Origin of the sequence: Xanthomarina sp. F2636L (assembly GCF_026410195.1) — a bacterium.
Lineage (GTDB): Bacteria > Bacteroidota > Bacteroidia > Flavobacteriales > Flavobacteriaceae > Xanthomarina.
The window spans coordinates 71,857-93,080 of sequence record NZ_JAPMLM010000058.1 but is presented as its reverse complement, the minus strand read 5'-3'; the positions used below and the strand labels follow the sequence as shown (position 1 = coordinate 93,080).

Below are 21,224 nucleotides of genomic sequence, written 5' to 3'. Positions count from 1 at the left end.
GTGTTTTTCTTTATTTCGTTACTTTTACATTTTACTATTGTTTTTAAATATGCCCAAAAAGCTCGTACTTACTTGCTTAATTAATTTTCTTATTGCAGCCTTATTAGGATTGGCTTTGCGCTACACCTATTTATCTCCTATCTCTTTTAATTATCGGTTTTTAACACATGCGCATTCACATATTGCCATGTTGGGTTGGGTATATTTAATGCTTTACACACTTTTTGTCCATTATTTTATTCCTGAGAAAAAACATGTTTACAATATCTTATTCTGGATTACCCAAATTGCAGTTGTTGGTATGTTGTTCAGTTTTCCTTTTCAAGGCTATGCTGCAATTTCAATAACATTCTCGACGCTCCATATATTTTGTAGTTATTATTTTTTTAGACTTATTTGGAAAAACCATGAAACGCAGTCTATAGTCTCCAAACTGTTACTTAAAGGATCACTCCTATTTATGATTATTTCTACCATTGGAGTATGGTGTTTAGGTCCTGCAGTTGGAATTCTTGGTCAGGCTTCAGCTTTTTATCAAATTGCCATACAGTTTTTCCTACATTTTCAGTTTAACGGATGGTTTTTAATAGCTGTTTTAGCCATTCTGTTTCATAAGTTACAGATAAAAGACTCAAGAAAATTTAGACTTTTTTTTAAATTACTAATTACCTCAACCATTCTCACATTTGCTTTACCTATAAACTGGTTTGCCCCACATATTACGTTACTTTGGGTTAATGGTTTGGGTGTAATACTTCAAATAGCTGCTTTAATGATTTTTTTAAATCTAATTAAACCCGGCTTTAAAAAAGTAATCAATGAAAGCTCTAAAATTATTAAGTTCATGTTAAGGTTTGCCTTATTCTGTTTCATATTAAAAATAGGTATGCAAACTTTATCATTAATTCCAGAAATTTCAAATATGGCATTTCAACATAGAAACTTAGTAATTGGCTTCATACATTTAACCATGTTAGGCGTTATTTCAGGATTTTTATTTGTTTATATTTTACAAAGCAACTTAGTAAAGTTCAATAAAAACATAACTCTTGGAATGTATATTTTTGTATTGGGGTTTGTGCTAACAGAGCTCATTTTAATAATTCAAGGCTGTTTGTTTTACTTTGGAATAGGATTGTTACCAAACTATTATGTCTTACTGTTTTTAAGTAGTATCTTACTTCCTTTAGGAATTGTAGGTCTTATTTTTAATATTTATAAAACCAAATCATATGAAAACCAAACCTCAAAAACGTCATAAAGCGTTACAACCTTTAAGCAGAGAGCATCATCATGGCTTACTTTTATCATGGAAAATTAGAAGCGGATTCAATAAAAACATAGATCCAAAACGTATAAAAACATATGCAGATTGGTTTTTTGAAACACATTTGATTCCTCATTTTGACATGGAAGAAAATCATGTTTTCCCTATTTTAGAAAGTGACAATGAACTGGTAAAACGTGCTTTAGCAGAACACAGACGTTTAAAGCGATTGTTTTCGGAAACAGAAGTAGAACCAAAAACCTTAAGTAAAATTGAAGAAGAATTAGAACAACATATTCGTTTTGAGGAACGCGTGCTTTTTCCTGAAATTCAAAAAATTGCAACAGAAGAGCAATTAATTCTAATAGAAAAAATTCACCACGAAGCGCCTTTTGAAGACAATCTTGATGATGAATTTTGGAAATAATCTATTTTAAATAGTTTTTATTCTGTTACTTCTTTTTTGAAGTTGGTTTTAAACAAGGTTGGTTTTACCACAATCATAGCCCACGCCCAATTGTTGGTTGCATCTTTATCTCCTCCTTTTAAAACTTCCATACTTTCTGTAGCAAACATTTGAGAATATCCTACTTGAAACTGGATGTCTTTCGAGAAATTATAACCAAGTGTCAAATCTATTTCAGTTCCTAAAGTATTGCTTAACTCCTCTCCTGAACCATTAATAATAGTTGCTGCTGAGGAAAAGAAATGTGGCATTAATTTCGCTGTAAATTTATTCTTTTGGTAAGCAATGGTTGCATTCAAATCCAGTAACCCAACAGAAGCTGAATGACTGCCAACATAGAAATAATCCATCCATCCATTAAATTTATGGTTGGTTCCATACCAAGGATTAAAAGATTCAAGCTTATTACTTGTAGTGTTCATATCTGTACCAGATAAATACTCACCTCCTAAACCTATATTAAAATTATCTGTAATGTCATAATATGCATTTAAAGCGAAGTTAAAAGCGCTTAAATCTGTATTTGCTATTTTTCCTGTTTGAAAGTAAGCAGAAGCATCTGCTTTTAGTTTGCTTTTAGCATAGCTAGCATGTGTTCCAAAAGTTTGGTTATAATCTACTTGTTGCTCGCTATCTAAATCGTAATAAGCCAAACCATTATTAAGAATTAAAAAGCTCAATCCAATATCACTTAAACGGGTATGATACCATAGATACTGAAACGATTTGTAGTTATTTACATTATAATCTATTTCAGCCAAAGATTCACTTTCAGCACTAAGAGCTAAACCTAAGTCTATTCTGTTATTTTTATTTGGTTTAAAGGTTACAATAAGCGCATCGTGGCTTCTGGCCTGTTGTGCCCAGCCTACATTACCAAACATTCGTTGGTCGTCGTAAACAATTTCTTGGCGTCCAAATTTTAAAGAAAACTGGTTGTTTAAAAGAACTTCAGCCCAAGCTTCATGAATGGCTGTGCCGTTGACATCAGAATCTGATAAAGTTGGAACATCTCCCCAAACTCTTACGTTTTGCAAACTAAAATAGGCATTTAGTTTTTCACTTTTGTACCCAAAATTTAAACGTGTTCGCTGAGATACAAAAGCAGCTGCATTTATAGAGTCTACGGCTAATGTTTTGTAACCATGTCTGTATTCAAACCGAGGTCTTAATTCTGCCGAAACTTCAAATTCTTGAGCATAGGTTGCCATGCCAAGTCCTATACATAGGATTGCTAGTATTTTTTTCATTGTATTATTTTTAGGATTCGATAGCGTTATAAAAACGCTTTTTAATAATTATCGAGTGGTAAAATTATTGTGTTAACTGAATAATAGCTTCTACAGTTTCTTTATTGTCTACACCTAAGCCTTCTTGTTGGTGGATTAACTCGCCTTCAGAATTAAAAACACTTATAATATTAGAATGTGAAAAGTCTATAGGTGAAATTTCTTTATATTTTACAGAAAGAACATTGGCAAACTCTCTTACACCACTTTCTGTTCCTTGTAAAAATGTCCAGTGCTCATCATCCATAACATTTTCTATGGCAAAATCTTTAAGACGTTTTGGTGTGTCTACAGTAGGGTCTATACTTACTAGAACAAAGTTTAAATTTTGTAATCTTTCCTTAGGAATTTTAGCTTCAATATTTCGCATATCTGCAACAAGTCTTGGACAGGCTGCTTTACAAGACGTATAAATCATAACCATAACTAAGGTTTTTCCTTTTAAATCTTCAAGTTGAATTTCTTTACCTTCTTCTGTATTCCATTTACTAGTAAGATTAAAAATAGATTCACCTGAAATTTCATCGCTAGCTTCAGATTTTTTTACTTGGGCATCAACTTGTTTTAAATCCATTTTACAGATAGGACAAGTTACGTTTTCAGTATAGGTTTTATCCCCTTCGCATTGCATGGGACATTGATAAACGGCTACTTCTTCTTGAGAACCTTTAGATTTATCTGAATTACAAGATGTTACTACTATAAGCAACATCATTACTGATATGATTGTTTTTAGATATTTCATTTATTTTAATTCATTTACATCCTTTACACAACGAAAACCTAAGTTTTTCATAGAATTTTTTGCTTGCAAACTTCCTCTAATCGCATAACGCATAAAGGCTGCATAATTCATTAAATCGGTAGCATTTATGGACGCACTACCACAAAACAAATTACTGTCCTTATCGGTATCTTTTCTTGATTCTCCAGTGATTAATACCGAATTAAAATCTAGAGTCCACTCCCACACTAAGCCGTGCAAATCGTAAACTCCCCATATATTTTTTGGGCTATCACCAATAATAAGTTCTTTACGAGGTTCTTCGTACCAAGATAAAATCCGTGCGTTATAATCTGGTTTAACTCTAGCATCTTTAGTAGTTTCGTCTGCCATAGCAGCATATTCCCACTCATCAACAGTTGGTAAACGTTTGTCTTGGCATTCGCAGTAAGCTTTAGCTGCAAACCAAGATACATTTGTAATTGGACTATTTGGGTTAACAGATTCATTCATTTTTAAATCGGATTCCCAGTTAGACAAGTAACTTTTGTCTGCAAATAATCCTTTAACATTAGACTTTCGCCATTTCGGATTATCTTTTAAAAAAGTCATATATTCTTCAACACTTACTGGATACACATCCATTTTAAAATCCTTGACAGCAACTACTGTAGAATCCCTTCCGTAAAGTGGTAAATAGCGACTACCTTCTATGAGAACCATTTCTTTAGCTTGTCCAAACATAAAAGTTTGAAAAACTAAACACGTTAATAACAAGCTAAAGACTTTGGTTTTCATAATTAAAATTTATTTATTTTTTACTTTATTAACCATCTCTGTTGTAACAACTTGTTTATTGTTACCCCAGCTATTGTAAACGTAAGTTAATACATTTGCAACCTCTTCTGAAGAAATCATCTGTCTCGTCATAACACTATTATAAGTTTTTCCGTTTACAGTTATTTCTCCACTTAACCCATTTACTACCGCACTAATGGCACGATTAACATCAGCATTTAAGTAATCTGATTTTGCCAATGGAGGAAACGCATTAGGAATCCCTTGACCTTCACCTTGGTGACAAGCAAAACAGGTTTGCATATATACTTGTTTACCATATTCCATTTGCTCCTCAAATGATTTTGCTGGAACTTCAGATTCTACAATTTCATCTGTTGTAGGCATACTTTGAATACCAGGGCCTTCCGGATGGTAGATACCTTCATATGTTTCACCTGAATAGATTTTCTCATCTTCTTCTCCTTCAACATTTAAAATTCCTAACGCACCCTTATTAAAAGCTCTAAAAATAGAGTGATCTACTAAAACAAGTGACCCAGGAACGTCTACACGGAACTCTACAATAGCAGCACCTCCTGCAGGGATAAGTGTTGTTTGGATATTTTCGTTAATTAAATCGCCACCTTCAACATATACTTTATCAAATATTTCGCCAATAACATGGAATGATGATACTAGGTTTGGTCCACCATTACCAACATAAAGTCTTACAGTTTCTCCTACTTTGGCAGTAATAGCATTATCGCCTGTTAAACCATCAACACTACCGTTAAACACCACGTAATCTGCATTTTCATCAACTGCTTTCTGCATATCGAAAGGTTGTAATCCTCTTTCACCATTTTTTCCTTTGGTATAGAAATCACCTTGCATAATATAATATTCTTTATCTACAGGTGGTAAACCTCCTTCTGGTTCAACTAAAATTAAACCATACATTCCGTTTGCAATATGCATCCCAACTGGTGCTGTAGCACAATGGTAAACAAAAAGCCCTGGATTTAACGTTTTAAAAGAAAACGTTTTTTCAAAACCTGGAGCTACGAAAGAAGACTCAGCGCCTCCACCTGGTCCAGTTACGGCATGTAAATCAATATTATGCGGCAACTTGTTATCGGGGTGATTCGATAATGTAAACTCTACTTCATCACCTACTCGAGTTCTAATAAAACTTCCTGGTACAGAACCTCCAAATGTCCAATAGTTGTAGCGCACACCGTCCGTCATTTCGCCTTCTTCTTCTAGTATTTCCATATTCACTTTAAGCTTTTTCGCTTTTCTTGCTCCTACGGGTGTTGGAACGTTTGGTGGCGAAGTTAATTCGGCCATCATCTCTTGATTTACTGGAATTTCAGCTGCATTTACTTTCTCTTCTTTCTTGTCGTTTAAACAAGCTACAAAAAAGATAGGTGTTATTAGTAAAGCCATATTCCTTACTAATCTAAATTTTCTTTTTGATTTTTGGTTTGTTTTCATAAAAAATAATTTTTAGTGATTTATTAATTCAGTTCTTAATTCGGACAAATTAATCCTAATTGTTACACTGCAAATATATGCGTATAAACTTAGCGAAAATATGACAAAAATCATGAAATTAGCTTTTGGAAATAATATCTTTGAACCATTAAAAAATAAAAAAATAATATGAAAAAAACAATCCTAATCTACTTAATTTTATGTTCTACCTATGGGTTTGCACAAAATAATTCTTCGACCATTACTTTTAAAGATGGCTCCAAAAAACAATTTGATAAAGTAAGTTTTGAATACAATACAGAAGATTTTATTGTTGGATTAAAAACTAAAACGGCAAATAATGACAAGACAGACATTTCTTTAAATGATGTTGTAAGCCTCAGAAAAAATAATGTTAACTACAAAACAAGACAATATAAAAAAAGCTTATATCTTTTAGAAGAAGTTAGCAAAAGCACCTTATCGCTTTATAAAAGTGGGAAAAATTATTTTTTAGAAAATGAAGAATATGGTTTAAAGGAAATTCCAAGAGTTGTAATTGATGAAAAAACCTTAAATAGATTTGACTATGCAACTCTTTCGGTTTTTGTTAATAAATGTCAAGAAGCGCAAGAACTTGCTTATAATAAAAATCAATCTATTTCAATTAGTGTTTTAAAAGATGTTGTTGAAACTTTTAACACCTGTAATTTAAGTGAAGACACCCAGTTTGCAACAAACATTATTGAACTTGCAAATGCACCTTCAGAAATTATTGAAATTGGTGTAAATATAGGCTATAGCTTCTTAAATACTACTTTTGACGATTTATCTCCAGGGGTTTCTAATAATTATGGAACACCAGTAATTGGAGCTCAGGTATATTTTAACACAAATATGCTAGAGAAGCGTTTAGGATTTATAATTTTAGTAGATTATTCTTTACCAAAAAAGTTTAATTCTAGTGAGAATTTAATTCATTTAAAATCTGAACTATCTTATATCACCGGAATGATTGGAACACGATATACTTTTAATAACATTAGTAAAACGTTTAGCCCTTACATAGGGTTTAATGGTGGGTTTATTTTTAATTCCATGTCTAGTGTTTCTGTTCAAGATGCCGTGTTTGGAGCGCAATTAATAAATTTTGATTCTACTAATAAATTAGCTTATAACCTTGGTATCGGTTCATATATTCACTTTGGAAAACAAAAAATAGATTTTAATTTAACATATCAACCAGAAAACAAATTTGAAGTTGTTTCTACCGATAACTTAAGCAGAATAGAAGGTTATTATAAAATGTCTGGCTTTCAATTAAAAGCAACATATGTGTTTTAATTTTTAATAAAAACTTCTAGTAAGATAAAAGTCGCTTGAAGAAGCGACTTTTTTGTTAACAAGTTACGTTTTTTAAACTCACAAATAATTGTATTTTTACGGTTATAAAAAACCAAATCATTAATGGGTAAAATCATAGCAATTGCTAATCAAAAAGGTGGCGTTGGAAAAACAACAACCTCAATAAATTTAGCTGCTTCTCTTGGAGTACTTGAAAAGAAAGTACTTTTAATAGATGCAGACCCACAAGCCAATGCGACTTCAGGATTAGGAATAGATGTAGATACAGTAGACGTTGGTACCTACCAATTGTTGGAACATTCTAGCAATGCCAAAGATTCTATTTTAAAAACCAGCTCACCAAATCTGGACGTAATTCCATCGCATATAGATTTAGTAGCTATAGAAATTGAATTAGTAGACAAGGAAGAACGTGAATATATGCTTAAAAAAGCATTACAAGATATTAAGAATGACTATGATTTTATTCTAATAGATTGCGCACCTTCTCTAGGGTTATTAACATTAAACGCCCTAACAGCCTCAGACTCTGTAATTATTCCAATTCAATGTGAATATTTTGCATTAGAAGGCTTAGGAAAACTTTTAAACACCATTAAAAGTGTTCAAAAAATACATAATCAAACCTTAGATATTGAAGGCTTATTGTTAACTATGTACGATTCGCGTTTACGTCTATCCAATCAAGTGGTTGAAGAAGTCCAAAAGCATTTTAACGATATGGTATTTCAAACCATTATTCAAAGAAATGTTCGTTTAAGTGAAGCTCCAAGCTATGGAGAAAGTATTATAAACTATGACGCAAGTAGCAAAGGCGCTTCTAATTACTTAAGTTTGGCAAAAGAACTTATTATTAAAAACTCCTAAAAATGGCGAAGGCAACAAAAAAACAGGCTTTAGGAAGAGGATTATCGGCTCTTTTAAAAGACCCTTCAAACGACATATCATCTGTACAAGATAAAAATGCAGATAAGGTTATTGGTAGTATTGTTGAATTAGACATAGAAACTATTGATATCAACCCGTTTCAACCAAGAACTAATTTTAATGAAGAAACTTTATTAGAACTAGCATCTTCTATCAAAGAATTAGGTGTTATTCAACCAATAACTGTTAGGAAGCTTGAATTTAATAAGTTTCAATTAGTTTCTGGAGAAAGACGTTTTAGAGCTTCCAAATTAATTGGCTTAAAAACCATTCCAGCATACATTCGTATTGCAAATGATCAAGAATCTTTAGAAATGGCTTTGGTTGAAAATATTCAACGTCAAGATTTAGATCCAATTGAAATTGCTTTATCTTACCAAAGATTAATTGATGAAATTAACTTAACGCAAGAGCAAATGAGTGAACGTGTTGGAAAAAAACGCTCAACCATTGCTAATTATTTACGTTTATTAAGGTTAGATCCTATTATTCAAACTGGTATGAGAGATGGTTTTATTTCCATGGGTCATGGAAGAGCCATCATCAATATTGAAGATCAAAACATTCAACTTGATATTTACGAAAAAATTATTTCAAACAAATTATCTGTTAGAGACACAGAAGCTTTGGTTAAGACCTACCAAAACAAGAAAACAATAGAGGTTCCAGAAAAACTAGAAATCCCCAATTTCATAAAAAAAGGAACTCAAGATTTTTCTGAATACTTTGGACATAAAATTAGCGTTAAAGTTTCTAAGAATGGCAAAGGGAATATTACAATTCCATTTCATTCCGAAGAAGATTTTAAACGTATGTTAAAACTAATAAAGGGTGCCAAATAAACTTGTCATACTAGCTGTTTTTTTTCTTGTGTTTTGTCTATCTACTGTTGCACAAGAAGACAAGAAAAAAGATAAGAAAAAGAACGAAAACAACATTCCAACAGAAGAGTTGGTTGTGGAAGCAGGATCTATAATTCAAGACCCTATAGACCCTTTATCTCCTGCTCGTGCTGCTTTCTATTCTGCTGTCCTACCTGGTTTAGGCCAAGCTTACAATAAAAAATACTGGAAAATACCTATTGTCTATGCTGGTTTGGGAGTTGGACTTTATTTCTACATAGATAACAACAAAGAATACAACCGTTATAGAGATGCCTATAAAAGACGATTAGCCGGTTTTGAAGATGATGAGTTTTTTGGAACCGTTACTACAGATGGCTTACAGGAAGCACAAAAAAACTTTGGTAGAAACAGAGAAATTTCGCTATTGGTTACCATCGCTATTTACGCCTTAAACATTATTGATGCCAATGTAGATGCACATTTACTTCAATATAATGTAGATGATAACTTATCTCTAAAACCTCATTATAAATTAAATGAATACGATAATACCGGAGATCTAGGTCTAACATTAAATTTCAAATTCTAGTTCATGAAAATTGCATTGCTTGGTTATGGAAGAATGGGTAAAACAATTGAAGAAATTGCTTTACGACGTGGACATGAAATTGTAATAAAAACCAATGATGAGGATGGTTACGATATTTCTCAAGCTGATGTTGCTATTGACTTCAGCGTACCAAAAGCTGCCTTTTTTAATATTGCAAAGTGTCTAAAATCAGGAGTTCCTGTTATTTCTGGAACAACAGGCTGGTTAAATAATTACGAACATGCTGTACAACTTTGTCTTGAAAATAAGGGCTCTTTTATTTATGCTTCAAATTTTAGCTTAGGAGTCAACATTTTTTTTGAACTAAACAAACATCTAGCAAAAATGATGAACCAATTGAAACAATATCAGGTTTCTATTGAAGAAATTCATCATACGCAAAAGCTAGATGCACCAAGTGGCACAGCTATAACCTTGGCAGAAGGAATTATATCAGAACATCAAGAATACAACAAATGGCTACTAAACAAAACCAAGGAAAATAGCATTCCTATTACAGCCAAACGATTAGAAAATGTTCCTGGAACACATGCTATAGACTATACAAGTAAAACAGATACTATAACCATAACACACACAGCGCACACTAGAGAAGGGTTTGCTCTTGGAGCTATTGTAGCTGCAGAATGGATTGTGGGAAAAACAGGAGTTTTCACCATGAATGATGTGTTAAATATTGGTTAACACTTACATAATAAGTAACATTTTTTAGTGATTTTGCACTAATAAAAAAACAAAAGACAAAACTATGACCTTAACGCAATTGTTTATTTTCCTAATAATTATTCAAATAATTCATGGATTAGGAACTTGGAAATTATATATAAAAGCTGGTAGACAAGCTTGGGAAGCTTTTGTTCCAGTTTACAATGCTGTTATTTTAATGAAAATAATTAATAGACCTTGGTGGTGGACTATTTTACTTTTCTTACCTATTGTAAATCTTATAATGTTTCCTGTAGTTTGGGTTGAAACTGCTAGAAGTTTTGGAAAAAACACGACAAAAGATACTGTTCTGGCAATCTTAACCTTAGGCTTTTATAATTATTACCTTAATTATGTTTTAGATCTTGAACATGTTAAAGACAGAAGTTTACACCCTCGAACTTCAGCAGGAGATTGGGTGAGTTCCATTCTTTTTGCTATTGTAGCTGCTACCATTGTCCATACATATTTTATTCAACCTTATACCATTCCAACATCATCATTAGAGAAATCCTTATTGGTAGGAGATTTTCTCTTTGTAAGTAAATTTCATTATGGGCCTCGAGTACCAATGACTACTATTGCTGCACCAATGGTTCATGATACCATTCCTTTTATAAAAAAGAAATCTTATTTGTATAACGATCATTTAGAGAAAAAAAACACAGCCTTTGTTAATAAGCTGTCTTTACCTTATATGCGTATTCCTGGTTTTCAAAACATAAAGCGCAATGATATTGTTGTGTTTAACTGGCCTGTAGATACCATGCTAAATATGCGTTATACAGATAGAAATCGCTATAAACCTATCGATAAGAAAACAAACTATGTAAAACGTGCCGTTGGATTACCTGGAGATTCACTAGAAGTTCGAGATGGTTATGTTTATATTAATGGGAAACAAAATGAATTACCAGATAGAGCTAAACTGCAGTTTTCTTATAAAATTGAAACTAAAAACGGTCCTTTCAATAACGATCAATTAACTAAAAGATATGATATTACTGATTTGCCACAATACAATCAAGATTATTCTATAAGTTATTTTCCTGGAATAACAGATGAGACCTTAAATCAGTTTAAAGATCATCCAAACGTTGCAAGTGTCGAATCTTTAAAACGAGAAAAAGGACAGCGTGAAGCTAGCGTGTTTCCTCACGATCCAAACTACCATTGGAACAATGATTTTTTTGGTCCACTTTACATCCCTGAAGCTGGTGCAACAATTGATTTAGATTTAAATGTTTTGCCTTTATATAAAAGAGTTATTACAGAATATGAGAATAATACACTTCAAATAAAGGGAAATCAAATTTTTATTAATGGAGAAGTAGCAACCTCTTATACTTTTAAAAACGATTACTACTGGATGATGGGAGACAACCGTCATAACTCTCAAGATGCTAGATCTTGGGGATTTGTACCATTTGACCATGTGGTAGGAAAACCAGTATTTATCTGGATGAGTTGGGATAGATTTGGAAAACCACGTTGGGACAGATTTTTCACTACGGTTCACGGAAGTGGAAAACCTGTATCTTATATAATTCCGTTTTTAATTGCATTAGCTGTTTTATTCGGTTTTAACAAGTGGAGAAAGCATAAAAAAGCAAATAGTTAGTTGTTAGGCTTAAAGACGTTTGGCTGAATATTTTAAAAAAACCTAACTTCAAACAACTAAACTAATGGACGTTTTAATCCATCCAACATATTTTCCAAACATTGCACATGTTGCTGCTATGGTTCAATCAGACCAAGTAACGTTTGAAATGGACGATAACTATCAAAAGCAAACCTATAGAAACAGAACGTATATTTATGGAGCTAATGGGAATTTACAGTTAAGTATTCCTATTATCCACACCCAAAAAGAAAGACAAAAATATCGAGATATTAAGATTTACAATAATGAAAGCTGGCAAGCCATTCATTGGAAATCTATAGAAACAGCTTATAGGACATCTCCTTTCTTTGAGTTTTACGAAGATGATTTCCAACCTCTTTTCACTAAAAAAGCAGAAAAACTTTTAGATTTTAACATGGCTTGTTTGGATGTGATTTTCGATTGTTTACAACTAGAATTAAATAGTTCTAAAACTAAAATCTATGAGAAATCGTTAGAAGGTAAAACCGATTTTAGACATTTAACAAACGCTAGAAAAGAGCCATTATATAACTTCGATTTTTACATGCAAGTATTTAACGATAAGCATGGTTTTATATCAAATTTAAGTGTTTTAGATTTGTTATTTAACGAAGGTCCTAATGCTTCAATTTATTTAGAAAATCAATTCAAACATATATAATGTTGCAACCTATTGTACATTATGGGATACACTTTTTATTGCCTTTAGCAGTTGCCATTTTCTTTTTTAAAAAACAATGGAAAATGGCTTATCTTATCATGATTTGTGGTATGCTAATAGACTTAGATCATTTACTTGCTACTCCCATGTTTGATCCAAATAGATGTAGTATTAATTTTCATCCATTACACAGTTATTACGCCATGGTAGTTTATGTGCTTTTATTACTTCCTAAGAAAACAAGATTAATTGGTTTAGGCTTGGTTATTCACATCATTGCCGATTCTGTAGATTGCATGTTGATGTAGTTTTAATTTGAAACAAATTTCAAACCTACAATAGACGTTATTAAAGTAAATAGAAAGAAGACTCTCCAGAAACTAGCTGGTTCTTTAAACACAAAAATCCCAACAAGCACAGTTCCAACGGCTCCAATTCCTGTCCAAACAGCATACGCAGTGCCAACAGGTAATTCTTGAGTGACTTTAACAAGTAAAAACATACTTATAGTTAAACAAACAATAAAACCCGCATACCATAAAATCATTTCATTTCCTGTAGTTTCTTTTGCTTTGCCTAAACAGGCTGCAAAAGCCACTTCGAACAATCCAGCTATAATTAATAAAATCCAATTCATTTTTGTTAAGTTATGGATGAAGTTTAAAAGTTGCTAAAAGAGGATAATGATCTGAATATTTATTATCGAAAGTTTTAAAGTCTGTGACTTCAAACTCCTTTTGAGCAAAAATAAAATCTATTCTTATGGGAAAAAATTTAAAATCGTAAGTTCTTCCAAAACCATTTCCTGCCATTTTAAAGGCATCTTTTAAATTGCCTTTAATCTCTTTATAAACATAAGAAAAAGCAGAGTTGTTGAAATCGCCACAAATAATCATTTTATACGGACTTGATTCTTTGTGTTTTAAAAATATTTCGGTTTGTAATTGCTGCATTTTAAAGGTTTGTTCCACACGTTTTAAAATCCATTCGGAATCTTCTTGTTTTAGTTTTTCAACATTAGCATCTATTTTAAGAGATTGCAAGTGAACATTATAAATTCTAATGGTATCTTCATCTTTAACAATATCTGCAAAAATGGCATTATTAGAAGTATTTGGGAATTCTACAGAACCAGAATGAATTATGGGATATTGCGAAAAAATAGCCTGTCCATATTTCACTTTATTTCCAGACAGTTTTTCAAATTTGTATTTATAAAAGGATAAATCTATGTTTTTATGAGGATGATATTCTTGTAAACTAAGCACATTTGGAGATTTTGATTTTATAAAATCTACCATTTTTGTTTCAATGCCTTTTTCTGGAATCCAATCGTAAAGATTAAACAAACGCACATTATAATTCATAACCGATAAATCGGTTTTATCAGGTTCCAAATCTGATGACGAGAACTTATAAAAAGATCCCAAAGTAAAATATCCAATAATTAAAACAACTAAGGAAGTAATGAGTTGCTTTTTGAGTTTTATCAACCAATAAATAAAGAAAAGCACATTAGTTAAAATTAAAAAAGGCACACCCAAACTTAAAACAGAAAGCAAAGCAAACGTTTTTGGAGGAAAATAAGGAAGCACATACGAAAGCAAAAGCATGGTTGCCACTAAAGCATTAATCACATAAATGAATTTATCGATAAGCTTTAGGTTTTTCATATGTACAATCTATTATTTACCTGCTTTAAACAAAAACTCTTTCTCTTCTTTAGTTAAACTATCGTAACCACTTTTACTAATTTTATCTAGAATGAGATCGATTTTTTTCTGCTTATTAAACTCGTTAAATTCATCTTTAGAAAAACCAGCAACTTTCTGAGACTTCTTTTTATGAACGGTTTTTAGAGGCGATTTATTAGATTTTTTAAACAAACCTGCAAACCAATCCATCCATTTTTCGAAGCCTTTTCCTATATCTGTTCCTTTTTTTAATTGGATAGCATAGAAATATCCTAGCAAAGCACCACCTATATGCGCGAGATTTCCACCAGCATTTAATCCAAAAAGCCCAAGCACATCAAAAGCTACAATTGCAGCGCCAACATACCACAGTTTTAAATTGAAAGTAAAAAAGCGCACTTCCATATTTGGCATATAAGCACATAAAAATATTAGTAATGCTCTAACACCTGCTGAAGCACCAACAAGTCGGCTACTCCCTTCAAAAAAACCTGGAAATACATTATAGCCAAATAAAAACAATATACCTCCAGTAATAATTCCTAAGAAATAAACATTTAAACTCATTTTTACCGAAAACATATTCATAAACATGCGTCCAATAAAGTACAACCAAAGCATATTAAATAGGATATGCCAAAAATCGTAATGTGTAAATCCGTAAGAAATAAGGCTCCATGGTTTTAAAATAAAATCCATAAAATCGCTTGGTAGTTCTAGCCAACTTAGGCTAGAGCCCATTGAAAAAACTACTTTAATAATTAAACCAACAAAAAAGATAATGAGGTTGATTCCAATTATTTTTTCGAACACATTTAAGTTCTGCAGTTTGTCTTGTATATCTTTATTAAGCGTTGTCATTCTTTAGTTCCACCGGTTTTTATTAAACTGTGTTTTTTTCCAATACCACATAATTATAAACCCTGTTAAAGCACCTCCAATGTGGGCCATATAAGCAGTATTACTCGGGCTAAAAAATGATTGTCCAGTTAAAGCTGAAATAACATCTAGAAGAATAATTCCAGGAATAAAATATTTAGCTTTTATGGGGATTGGTAAAAAAATAAGCATCAATTTGGCTTCAGGGTTCATCATTCCGAAAGCTGCTAAAATTCCCATTATACAACCTGAAGCCCCAACCATAGAAGCGTGATATATTTGGAAAAGATCTTTTAATATTACCAATTGACTTTGGGTTACACCACCAGTAGTTTGACCTGTATTTAAAGCTTGAACCACCATATCTTTAGACAAACCACCATTAATCAATTCGTTATAACCTGGTAAGTAATTAAAATAATAAAATCCTAATTGAAATAATACGGCTCCCAATCCTGCAGAAATATAAATAAATAGAAATTTTTTACTTCCCAATTGACTTTCTACAGCAGTACCAAACATCCAAAGTGCAAACATATTAAAGAAAATATGCATAAATCCTCCATGCATAAACATGTGTGTAATTATCTGCCAAGGTTGAAAGGCTGCATTTTTTGGAAAATGAAGGGCAAACCAATCGTAAAACAACGTGTTTTCACCAAAGGCCTGACCACCAATAGCAAGGGTTCCAATAAACATGATTACATTAATAATAATCAAATGTTTTACAGTATCTGTAATATTATTCATCATAAGACAAAGTACTTATATAAATTTTTTATCTAATTCATCTACACCCAACGTTATAAACGTTGTTTTATTTGTTGGCGACATATTAGGTTCTTTACAACCAAATAGACTGTTTACCAAATGTTCTTGCTCTTGTACAGAAAGAAATTGCCCAGTCTTTACTGCCAGGCTTTTTGCCATCGATTTTGCTAATAAATCTGTTGGACTAAAATTACTATCTGGAACTTCATTTTCAATATCGCTAATTAACTGCTCTAAGATTACCGAAACCTCACTTTCAGGAACATGAACAGGTACTCCTGAAATTTCAATATGATCTGATGTAATTTCTGAAAACAAAAACCCTGTATGTTCTAAATCTTCTTTTACTTGATTAATAATCTCAATTTCTTGAGGTGAAAAATGCAACTGAACAGGAAATAGTAATTGCTGACTCATGCTTTCTTTTATGGTCATATTCTTAAGAAAATCTTCATAGAGTACACGTTGATGTGAGCGATGTTGATCAATTACTAAAATCCCTGATTTAATAGTGCTAATAATATATTTATTTTGAATTTGAAATGTGGTTTGCTTCTTTTCAACCTGTGTATGATCTCCAAAAATAGAGCCCGTTTGTTCTTCACTTTCAAATTGCACACTAGAAAAATCCTTTTGTGTTTGAGTGCCTTTTGATTCTAATCCTACATACAAACTATCCCAATTAGCTGGCGTTTGTTTTTTAAATGCAGTAATTTGCTTCCCCGAAACGGTTTTTTCTTTGAACGGATTAAAACTTCTATCAAACTCTATATTTGGGACACTTGGATTATGAACATCCTTATAATTGTAAGGAGTATCTAGATTAGCATCTCTTTCAAAATCTAAAACAGGAGCAATATTAAATTGTCCCAAACTATGTTTTACTGAAGCTCTTAAAATGGCATAGAGCGTATGTTCATCGTCAAATTTAATTTCTGTTTTAGTAGGGTGAATATTTATATCTATAGTTTGAGGATTTACCGTTAAATTTAAAAAATAACTAGCATGCGTGTTGTCTTTTAAAAGCCCTTCAAAAGCCGATGTAATAGCATGATTTAAATAAGCGCTTTTTATAAATCTATTGTTTACAAAAAAGAATTGTTCACCTCTGGTTTTCTTAGCATACTCAGGCTTTCCAACGAATCCTGAAATTTTTAGCACTTCGGTTTCTTCATTTACTGGAACTAATTTTTCGTTAGTTTTAGCACCAAAGATATTTACTATTCGTTGTCTATAATTACTTTCTGGAAGATTGAAAGACTCACTTCCATTATGATACATTACAAATTGAATGTTTGGATGTGCTAAAGCAACTCTATGAAATTCGTCAATAATATGACGCGTTTCCACCTGATTAGATTTTAAAAAATTACGTCTGGCAGGAATATTAAAAAATAAATTTTTTACTGCTATCGATGTGCCTTTTGTAGTTACTATAACGTCTTGAGAAACCACTTCGCTACCTTCAATAACTATTTGTGTTCCAACCTCATCCTGCTCTTGTTTGGTTTTTAATTCTACATGAGCAATAGCAGCAATACTAGCTAAAGCTTCACCTCGAAAGCCTTTAGTGTGTAATTGGAATAAATCTTCTGCAGAACGTATTTTTGAAGTGGCATGACGCTCAAAACTTAATCTGGCATCTGTAACGCTCATTCCTGAACCATTATCAATAACCTGAACTAAAGTTTTTCCTGCATCTTTAACAAGTAGTTTTATAATAGTTGCGTGGGCATCAATAGCGTTCTCTAAAAGCTCTTTAACAACAGAGGCTGGACGTTGTACAACTTCTCCTGCTGCTATTTGGTTAGCTACATGATCTGGTAATAACTGAATAATATCTGACATGAGCGCTTTTAAAAGAAGATGGATAAATCGAATTCAATAATAAAAAGGAAGATTAAAACTAAAATTCCAATAATTATTAAAACTCGTTTATTTGCCGTTTTATCTTGATTATTTTTATAATCATTAAGAGCTGTAACAAGCTTATTTTTTAATCCTTTATTACTTCCAACCGTTGTTCTAAAATCGTCGAACTTATGTTTTATTTCATACGGATTGCCTTCACCTTTATAATGTCTAGGTGTATAACTATACGTTTTATTTTTTCTTGTTTTAAAAATCCCCATACAATCGTCTATTCATAACCACTTAAAAAATACCAAAGCACTAAAAGAACTATCAAAAACAAGACCATATACCATGGTGAGGTTAAAATACTACTTTTTCGTGTTCTTGCTTGTTTTAATTCGTGCCATTTTGACTGAATATCTTTCTCCTGACTTGCATCAGTGTCCTTTTGATATTTAGGTTTGATATTAAATTGTCTATTCTTTTTGAATATAGCCACGAGTATAATCCTTTGATATGTTTCAAAAATACTTAAAAAACAAAGAATAACAGGCTTTCAAATGCCAAAAATTGTTAACATTCATAGGCTAAAATATCGCTAATGATTGCAAAATCAATACAGAATTTTTTAAAAAAGTAAGAAGTAGGATTTATCCTTTTTATTACTGGAGTAGATACACTTTTTTTACAGCTTATTTAAAACAGCCATCTTGATAGCAGCAATAGCAGCTTCTGTACCTTTATTTCCATGTTTACCACCAGATCGATCGATGGCTTGCTGTAGATTATTGTCTGTTAATACACAAAAAATAACAGGAATATCATGAAGTATGTTCAGATCCTTGATACCTTGAGAGACTCCTTCACACACAAAATCGAAATGCTTGGTTTCTCCTTGAATGACACTTCCAATAGCAATCACTGCATCAACATCTTTTTCTTGCATCTTTTTACAACCAAAAATAAGTTCGTAACTCCCAGGCACATCCCATCGTAGAATGTTATTTGGATCTACTCCGTTATCTAATAATGCGGTATAAGCACCTTTAAACAATCCTTCTGTTATGGTATCGTTCCATTCTGAAACAACAATCCCAAACCGAAAATTTTTCGCGCTTGGGATTGTAGTTTTATCGTATTCAGATAAATTTTTGTTCTCTGTTGCCATGTGTTCTTTCCGATTAACGGAGAAATTATTTATTAGCCAACACTTGTGCTTTTCCTATAAACACATCAATATTAGATGCTTCAGTAGAAGACGCATAGTTTTCTTTAATATTATTAAAATAAGTAAGCGCTTTATCTGCTTTACCTAATTCTAAAGCAATAATACCAGCTTTATATAAATACAAAGGTGTTGTAAAATCGTTTGTTCTTAATTTAGCAGCTTGCTCATAGTAATCTAGAGCATCTTCTGGTTGGTTTAACTGTACAAAAGCATCACCAATACTACCTTTAGCCATAGGAGCTAAAACTAAATCTTTACTAGAAAAATCACTTAAATACGTTACTGCATTTTTATAATCTTTTAAGTTTAAATAAGCCATTCCAGCATAATAGTTTGCTAAATTAGCTGCAGGAGTTCCACTATATTCAGATGCTATATCTATCATCCCTAGTTTTCCTTCTCCTCCATTTAATGCTAGAGTATAAAGTGAGTCCTTTTGTGTACCAGTTACAGCTTGATTAAAATATTTTTGAGCATGGAACATTTCATTCGATGCTTCGCTTTGTTTTGGTTTAGCAACAAATTCGTTAAACCCTAAATATCCTAACACAACAGCCGCTACAACTCCAATAATTATAAAAATGTATTTTTGATTAGCAATAACCCAGTCTTCCGTTTTTGAAGCCGACTCATCTAATGTATTAAAAACTTCAGCAGTTGTTGAATTATCAACAATATCGTGCTCCTTTTCTTCTTTATTAGCTGGTTTGTATCCTCTTTTCTTGTAAGTTGCCATATTCTTTAAATTAATGCGGAGCAAAAATATGATTTTTCTTCATATATAAAAGCCTATTTATTTGTTATTTTTCAATAATTTGCACAACTTATTCTTTTAGAAATTCAAAACCGTATTTAAGTTACTTTTTTATGATTTTAAAATCACTTTCATTACTCAACTATAAAAATTTTGAAAGTCAGTCTTTTGAGTTTAACCACAAGATTAATTGTTTTGTTGGAAACAATGGTGTTGGTAAAACGAATGTGCTCGATGCCATATATCACTTATCCTTTGGAAAAAGCTATTTTAACCCAATTGCTTCTCAAAACATAAGACATGACGAAAGCTTTTTTGTAATTAATGGAGACTATGAAAAAGCAGATAAAAAAGAAAAAATTGTTGTTAGCTTAAAAAAGGGTCAGAAAAAAATAATTAAACGCAATAGCAAAAATTACGATAGATTTAGTGATCATATTGGGTTTTTACCTCTTGTTATAATTTCGCCAGCAGATAGAGATTTAATTACTGAAGGCAGTACAACCCGTAGAAAATTTATTGATAGTGTAATTTCTCAAAGCGATAAAACCTATCTAAATACCTTAATAAATTATAATAAGATTCTTGTTCAAAGAAATTCTTTATTAAAATATTTTGCCCTAAACAATACTTTTAATGCGGATACATTAAATATTTACAACAAACAGCTTAATGATTATGGACATGTTGTTTTTGAAAAAAGACAAGCTTTTTTAAAGACTTTTATTCCTATCTTTAAAGAACGATACAACGCTATTAGCAATGGAAATGAAGATGTTAGTTTAATTTACAATAGCGATTTAAACCAAGGGCAACTAGAAATATTATTAAAGAATTCCATTAATAAAGATAAGGCTTTACAGTACACAAGTGTTGGTATCCATAAAGATGATTTGGTTTTTGAAATTGAAAATCATCCCATAAAGAAATTTGGTAGTCAGGGACAACAAAAATCTTTTTTAATTGCATTAAAATTAGCGCAATTCGATTTTATTAAAGCCCAAAGTGGCGAAAATCCTATTTTGTTACTGGATGATATTTTTGATAAGCTAGACGAGAACAGAGTGTCTCAAATACTAAAATTGGTTGACAACGAAAATTTTGGTCAGATTTTCATTAGCGATACTCATGCAGAAAGAACCGAAAAAGCTGTAAAACAAGTGCATCAAGCTTATGAGATATTTAAACTATAAAGCCATGTAAGAAAGATAAATAAACTGTTTAGTTTAGATTCTTATATCATTCTACTTGTTACTTAATTCATTTTTTTTGAACTTTGAATCT

At 31.8% G+C, this 21,224-nt stretch carries 24 protein-coding genes; 11 read left to right on the top strand and 13 right to left on the bottom strand.

Annotated features, from left to right (window positions below; translation table 11 throughout):
- The first annotated feature begins 49 nt into the window (after positions 1 to 49).
- Together OS191_RS04195 and OS191_RS04190 are read left to right on the top strand one after the other, a co-directional pair.
- Complete coding sequence (locus tag OS191_RS04195; RefSeq protein ID WP_267154465.1) at positions 50 to 1,261, top strand: hypothetical protein; 1,212 nt, start codon at positions 50 to 52, stop codon at positions 1,259 to 1,261.
- Positions 1,233 to 1,694: a hemerythrin domain-containing protein gene (locus OS191_RS04190; protein ID WP_267154464.1), complete on the top strand. Its 462-nt coding sequence runs from the start codon at positions 1,233 to 1,235 to the stop codon at positions 1,692 to 1,694. Before OS191_RS04195 ends, OS191_RS04190 begins: the two co-directional genes overlap by 29 nt.
- 17 nt (positions 1,695 to 1,711) lie before the next feature.
- Here the strand turns inward: OS191_RS04190 and OS191_RS04185 are convergent, their stop codons facing one another.
- The 4 genes from OS191_RS04185 to nirK form a co-directional block, all read right to left on the bottom strand.
- On the bottom strand, positions 1,712 to 2,983 hold the full coding sequence (locus OS191_RS04185) for an alginate export family protein (protein ID WP_267154463.1): 1,272 nt from the start codon (positions 2,981 to 2,983) through the stop codon (positions 1,712 to 1,714).
- A gap of 64 nt (positions 2,984 to 3,047) precedes the next feature.
- Positions 3,048 to 3,767 carry an SCO family protein gene (locus OS191_RS04180; RefSeq protein ID WP_267154462.1) on the bottom strand — a complete coding sequence of 240 codons (720 nt, stop codon included), beginning with the start codon at positions 3,765 to 3,767 and terminating at the stop codon, positions 3,048 to 3,050.
- Positions 3,768 to 4,544 carry a formylglycine-generating enzyme family protein gene (locus OS191_RS04175; RefSeq protein ID WP_267154461.1) on the bottom strand — a complete coding sequence of 259 codons (777 nt, stop codon included), beginning with the start codon at positions 4,542 to 4,544 and terminating at the stop codon, positions 3,768 to 3,770. It abuts the gene before it with no gap.
- Between the two features lie 9 nt (positions 4,545 to 4,553).
- Positions 4,554 to 6,023 carry a copper-containing nitrite reductase gene (gene nirK / locus OS191_RS04170; protein WP_267154460.1) on the bottom strand — a complete coding sequence of 490 codons (1,470 nt, stop codon included), beginning with the start codon at positions 6,021 to 6,023 and terminating at the stop codon, positions 4,554 to 4,556.
- Positions 6,024 to 6,191: 168 nt separating this feature from the next.
- Here nirK and OS191_RS04165 point away from each other — a divergent pair, with 168 nt between their 5' ends.
- The 8 genes from OS191_RS04165 to OS191_RS04130 all read left to right on the top strand — a co-directional run bounded on the left by OS191_RS04165 (position 6,192) and on the right by OS191_RS04130 (position 13,068).
- On the top strand, positions 6,192 to 7,346 hold the full coding sequence (locus OS191_RS04165; RefSeq protein ID WP_267154459.1) for a porin family protein: 1,155 nt from the start codon (positions 6,192 to 6,194) through the stop codon (positions 7,344 to 7,346).
- Between the two features lie 123 nt (positions 7,347 to 7,469).
- Entirely contained in the window at positions 7,470 to 8,234 is a 765-nt protein-coding gene (locus OS191_RS04160; protein WP_267154458.1) for a ParA family protein, read from the top strand.
- Positions 8,235 to 8,236: 2 nt separating this feature from the next.
- Positions 8,237 to 9,136: a ParB/RepB/Spo0J family partition protein gene (locus tag OS191_RS04155; protein WP_267154457.1), complete on the top strand. Its 900-nt coding sequence runs from the start codon at positions 8,237 to 8,239 to the stop codon at positions 9,134 to 9,136.
- Positions 9,126 to 9,728, top strand: a complete 603-nt coding sequence (locus OS191_RS04150) for a DUF5683 domain-containing protein (RefSeq protein WP_267154456.1) — start codon at positions 9,126 to 9,128, stop codon at positions 9,726 to 9,728. Before OS191_RS04155 ends, OS191_RS04150 begins: the two co-directional genes overlap by 11 nt.
- A 3-nt stretch (positions 9,729 to 9,731) precedes the next feature.
- Entirely contained in the window at positions 9,732 to 10,433 is a 702-nt protein-coding gene (gene dapB / locus OS191_RS04145; protein WP_267154455.1) for a 4-hydroxy-tetrahydrodipicolinate reductase, read from the top strand.
- 64 nt (positions 10,434 to 10,497) lie between these two features.
- Positions 10,498 to 12,075 (top strand): signal peptidase I, encoded by a 1,578-nt coding sequence (lepB, locus tag OS191_RS04140; protein WP_267154454.1) that lies wholly within the window; start codon positions 10,498 to 10,500, stop codon positions 12,073 to 12,075.
- A 64-nt stretch (positions 12,076 to 12,139) separates the two neighbouring features.
- Positions 12,140 to 12,760 carry a WbqC family protein gene (locus OS191_RS04135; protein ID WP_267154453.1) on the top strand — a complete coding sequence of 207 codons (621 nt, stop codon included), beginning with the start codon at positions 12,140 to 12,142 and terminating at the stop codon, positions 12,758 to 12,760.
- Entirely contained in the window at positions 12,760 to 13,068 is a 309-nt protein-coding gene (locus OS191_RS04130) for a DUF6122 family protein (protein WP_267154452.1), read from the top strand. Before OS191_RS04135 ends, OS191_RS04130 begins: the two co-directional genes overlap by 1 nt.
- A gap of 2 nt (positions 13,069 to 13,070) precedes the next feature.
- Here OS191_RS04130 and OS191_RS04125 read toward each other — a convergent pair whose 3' ends face one another.
- The 9 genes from OS191_RS04125 to OS191_RS04085 form a co-directional block, all read right to left on the bottom strand.
- Entirely contained in the window at positions 13,071 to 13,397 is a 327-nt protein-coding gene (locus tag OS191_RS04125) for a DMT family transporter (protein WP_267154451.1), read from the bottom strand.
- A gap of 10 nt (positions 13,398 to 13,407) precedes the next feature.
- Complete coding sequence (locus OS191_RS04120) at positions 13,408 to 14,433, bottom strand: endonuclease/exonuclease/phosphatase family protein (RefSeq protein WP_267154450.1); 1,026 nt, start codon at positions 14,431 to 14,433, stop codon at positions 13,408 to 13,410.
- A 12-nt stretch (positions 14,434 to 14,445) separates the two neighbouring features.
- Positions 14,446 to 15,315, bottom strand: coding sequence for a rhomboid family intramembrane serine protease (locus tag OS191_RS04115; RefSeq protein ID WP_267154449.1), 870 nt, complete (start codon positions 15,313 to 15,315; stop codon positions 14,446 to 14,448).
- Between the two features lie 3 nt (positions 15,316 to 15,318).
- The gene (locus OS191_RS04110; protein WP_267154674.1) at positions 15,319 to 16,083 is read right to left on the bottom strand and encodes a rhomboid family intramembrane serine protease; all 765 of its coding nucleotides are present in this window, start codon (positions 16,081 to 16,083) and stop codon (positions 15,319 to 15,321) included.
- Between the two features lie 15 nt (positions 16,084 to 16,098).
- Positions 16,099 to 17,952, bottom strand: coding sequence for a DNA mismatch repair endonuclease MutL (gene mutL / locus OS191_RS04105; RefSeq protein WP_267154448.1), 1,854 nt, complete (start codon positions 17,950 to 17,952; stop codon positions 16,099 to 16,101).
- Positions 17,953 to 17,960: 8 nt separating this feature from the next.
- Positions 17,961 to 18,236, bottom strand: a complete 276-nt coding sequence (locus OS191_RS04100; RefSeq protein WP_267154447.1) for a riboflavin synthase subunit beta — start codon at positions 18,234 to 18,236, stop codon at positions 17,961 to 17,963.
- Positions 18,237 to 18,244: 8 nt separating this feature from the next.
- The gene (locus OS191_RS04095; RefSeq protein ID WP_267154446.1) at positions 18,245 to 18,457 is read right to left on the bottom strand and encodes a hypothetical protein; all 213 of its coding nucleotides are present in this window, start codon (positions 18,455 to 18,457) and stop codon (positions 18,245 to 18,247) included.
- 186 nt (positions 18,458 to 18,643) lie between these two features.
- Positions 18,644 to 19,126: a 6,7-dimethyl-8-ribityllumazine synthase gene (gene ribH, locus OS191_RS04090; RefSeq protein WP_267154445.1), complete on the bottom strand. Its 483-nt coding sequence runs from the start codon at positions 19,124 to 19,126 to the stop codon at positions 18,644 to 18,646.
- 25 nt (positions 19,127 to 19,151) lie between these two features.
- Positions 19,152 to 19,922 (bottom strand): tetratricopeptide repeat protein, encoded by a 771-nt coding sequence (locus OS191_RS04085; protein WP_267154444.1) that lies wholly within the window; start codon positions 19,920 to 19,922, stop codon positions 19,152 to 19,154.
- 131 nt (positions 19,923 to 20,053) lie between these two features.
- Between OS191_RS04085 and recF the strand changes: the two genes are divergently transcribed.
- Complete coding sequence (recF, locus tag OS191_RS04080) at positions 20,054 to 21,133, top strand: DNA replication/repair protein RecF (RefSeq protein ID WP_267154443.1); 1,080 nt, start codon at positions 20,054 to 20,056, stop codon at positions 21,131 to 21,133.
- Positions 21,134 to 21,224: the final 91 nt, after the last annotated feature.

Coding starts and splice junctions, on each gene's coding strand:
- OS191_RS04195 (WP_267154465.1), top strand. CDS start 50: ATGCCCAAAAAGCTCGTACTTACTTGCTTAATTAATTTTCTTATTGCA.
- OS191_RS04190 (WP_267154464.1), top strand. CDS start 1,233: ATGAAAACCAAACCTCAAAAACGTCATAAAGCGTTACAACCTTTAAGC.
- OS191_RS04185 (WP_267154463.1), bottom strand. CDS start 2,983: ATGAAAAAAATACTAGCAATCCTATGTATAGGACTTGGCATGGCAACC.
- OS191_RS04180 (WP_267154462.1), bottom strand. CDS start 3,767: ATGAAATATCTAAAAACAATCATATCAGTAATGATGTTGCTTATAGTA.
- OS191_RS04175 (WP_267154461.1), bottom strand. CDS start 4,544: ATGAAAACCAAAGTCTTTAGCTTGTTATTAACGTGTTTAGTTTTTCAA.
- nirK (WP_267154460.1), bottom strand. CDS start 6,023: ATGAAAACAAACCAAAAATCAAAAAGAAAATTTAGATTAGTAAGGAAT.
- OS191_RS04165 (WP_267154459.1), top strand. CDS start 6,192: ATGAAAAAAACAATCCTAATCTACTTAATTTTATGTTCTACCTATGGG.
- OS191_RS04160 (WP_267154458.1), top strand. CDS start 7,470: ATGGGTAAAATCATAGCAATTGCTAATCAAAAAGGTGGCGTTGGAAAA.
- OS191_RS04155 (WP_267154457.1), top strand. CDS start 8,237: ATGGCGAAGGCAACAAAAAAACAGGCTTTAGGAAGAGGATTATCGGCT.
- dapB (WP_267154455.1), top strand. CDS start 9,732: ATGAAAATTGCATTGCTTGGTTATGGAAGAATGGGTAAAACAATTGAA.
- lepB (WP_267154454.1), top strand. CDS start 10,498: ATGACCTTAACGCAATTGTTTATTTTCCTAATAATTATTCAAATAATT.
- OS191_RS04135 (WP_267154453.1), top strand. CDS start 12,140: ATGGACGTTTTAATCCATCCAACATATTTTCCAAACATTGCACATGTT.
- OS191_RS04130 (WP_267154452.1), top strand. CDS start 12,760: ATGTTGCAACCTATTGTACATTATGGGATACACTTTTTATTGCCTTTA.
- OS191_RS04125 (WP_267154451.1), bottom strand. CDS start 13,397: ATGAATTGGATTTTATTAATTATAGCTGGATTGTTCGAAGTGGCTTTT.
- OS191_RS04120 (WP_267154450.1), bottom strand. CDS start 14,433: ATGAAAAACCTAAAGCTTATCGATAAATTCATTTATGTGATTAATGCT.
- OS191_RS04115 (WP_267154449.1), bottom strand. CDS start 15,315: ATGACAACGCTTAATAAAGATATACAAGACAAACTGCAGAACTTAAAT.
- OS191_RS04110 (WP_267154674.1), bottom strand. CDS start 16,083: ATGAATAATATTACAGATACTGTAAAACATTTGATTATTATTAATGTA.
- mutL (WP_267154448.1), bottom strand. CDS start 17,952: ATGTCAGATATTATTCAGTTATTACCAGATCATGTAGCTAACCAAATA.
- OS191_RS04100 (WP_267154447.1), bottom strand. CDS start 18,236: ATGGGGATTTTTAAAACAAGAAAAAATAAAACGTATAGTTATACACCT.
- ribH (WP_267154445.1), bottom strand. CDS start 19,126: ATGGCAACAGAGAACAAAAATTTATCTGAATACGATAAAACTACAATC.
- OS191_RS04085 (WP_267154444.1), bottom strand. CDS start 19,922: ATGGCAACTTACAAGAAAAGAGGATACAAACCAGCTAATAAAGAAGAA.
- recF (WP_267154443.1), top strand. CDS start 20,054: ATGATTTTAAAATCACTTTCATTACTCAACTATAAAAATTTTGAAAGT.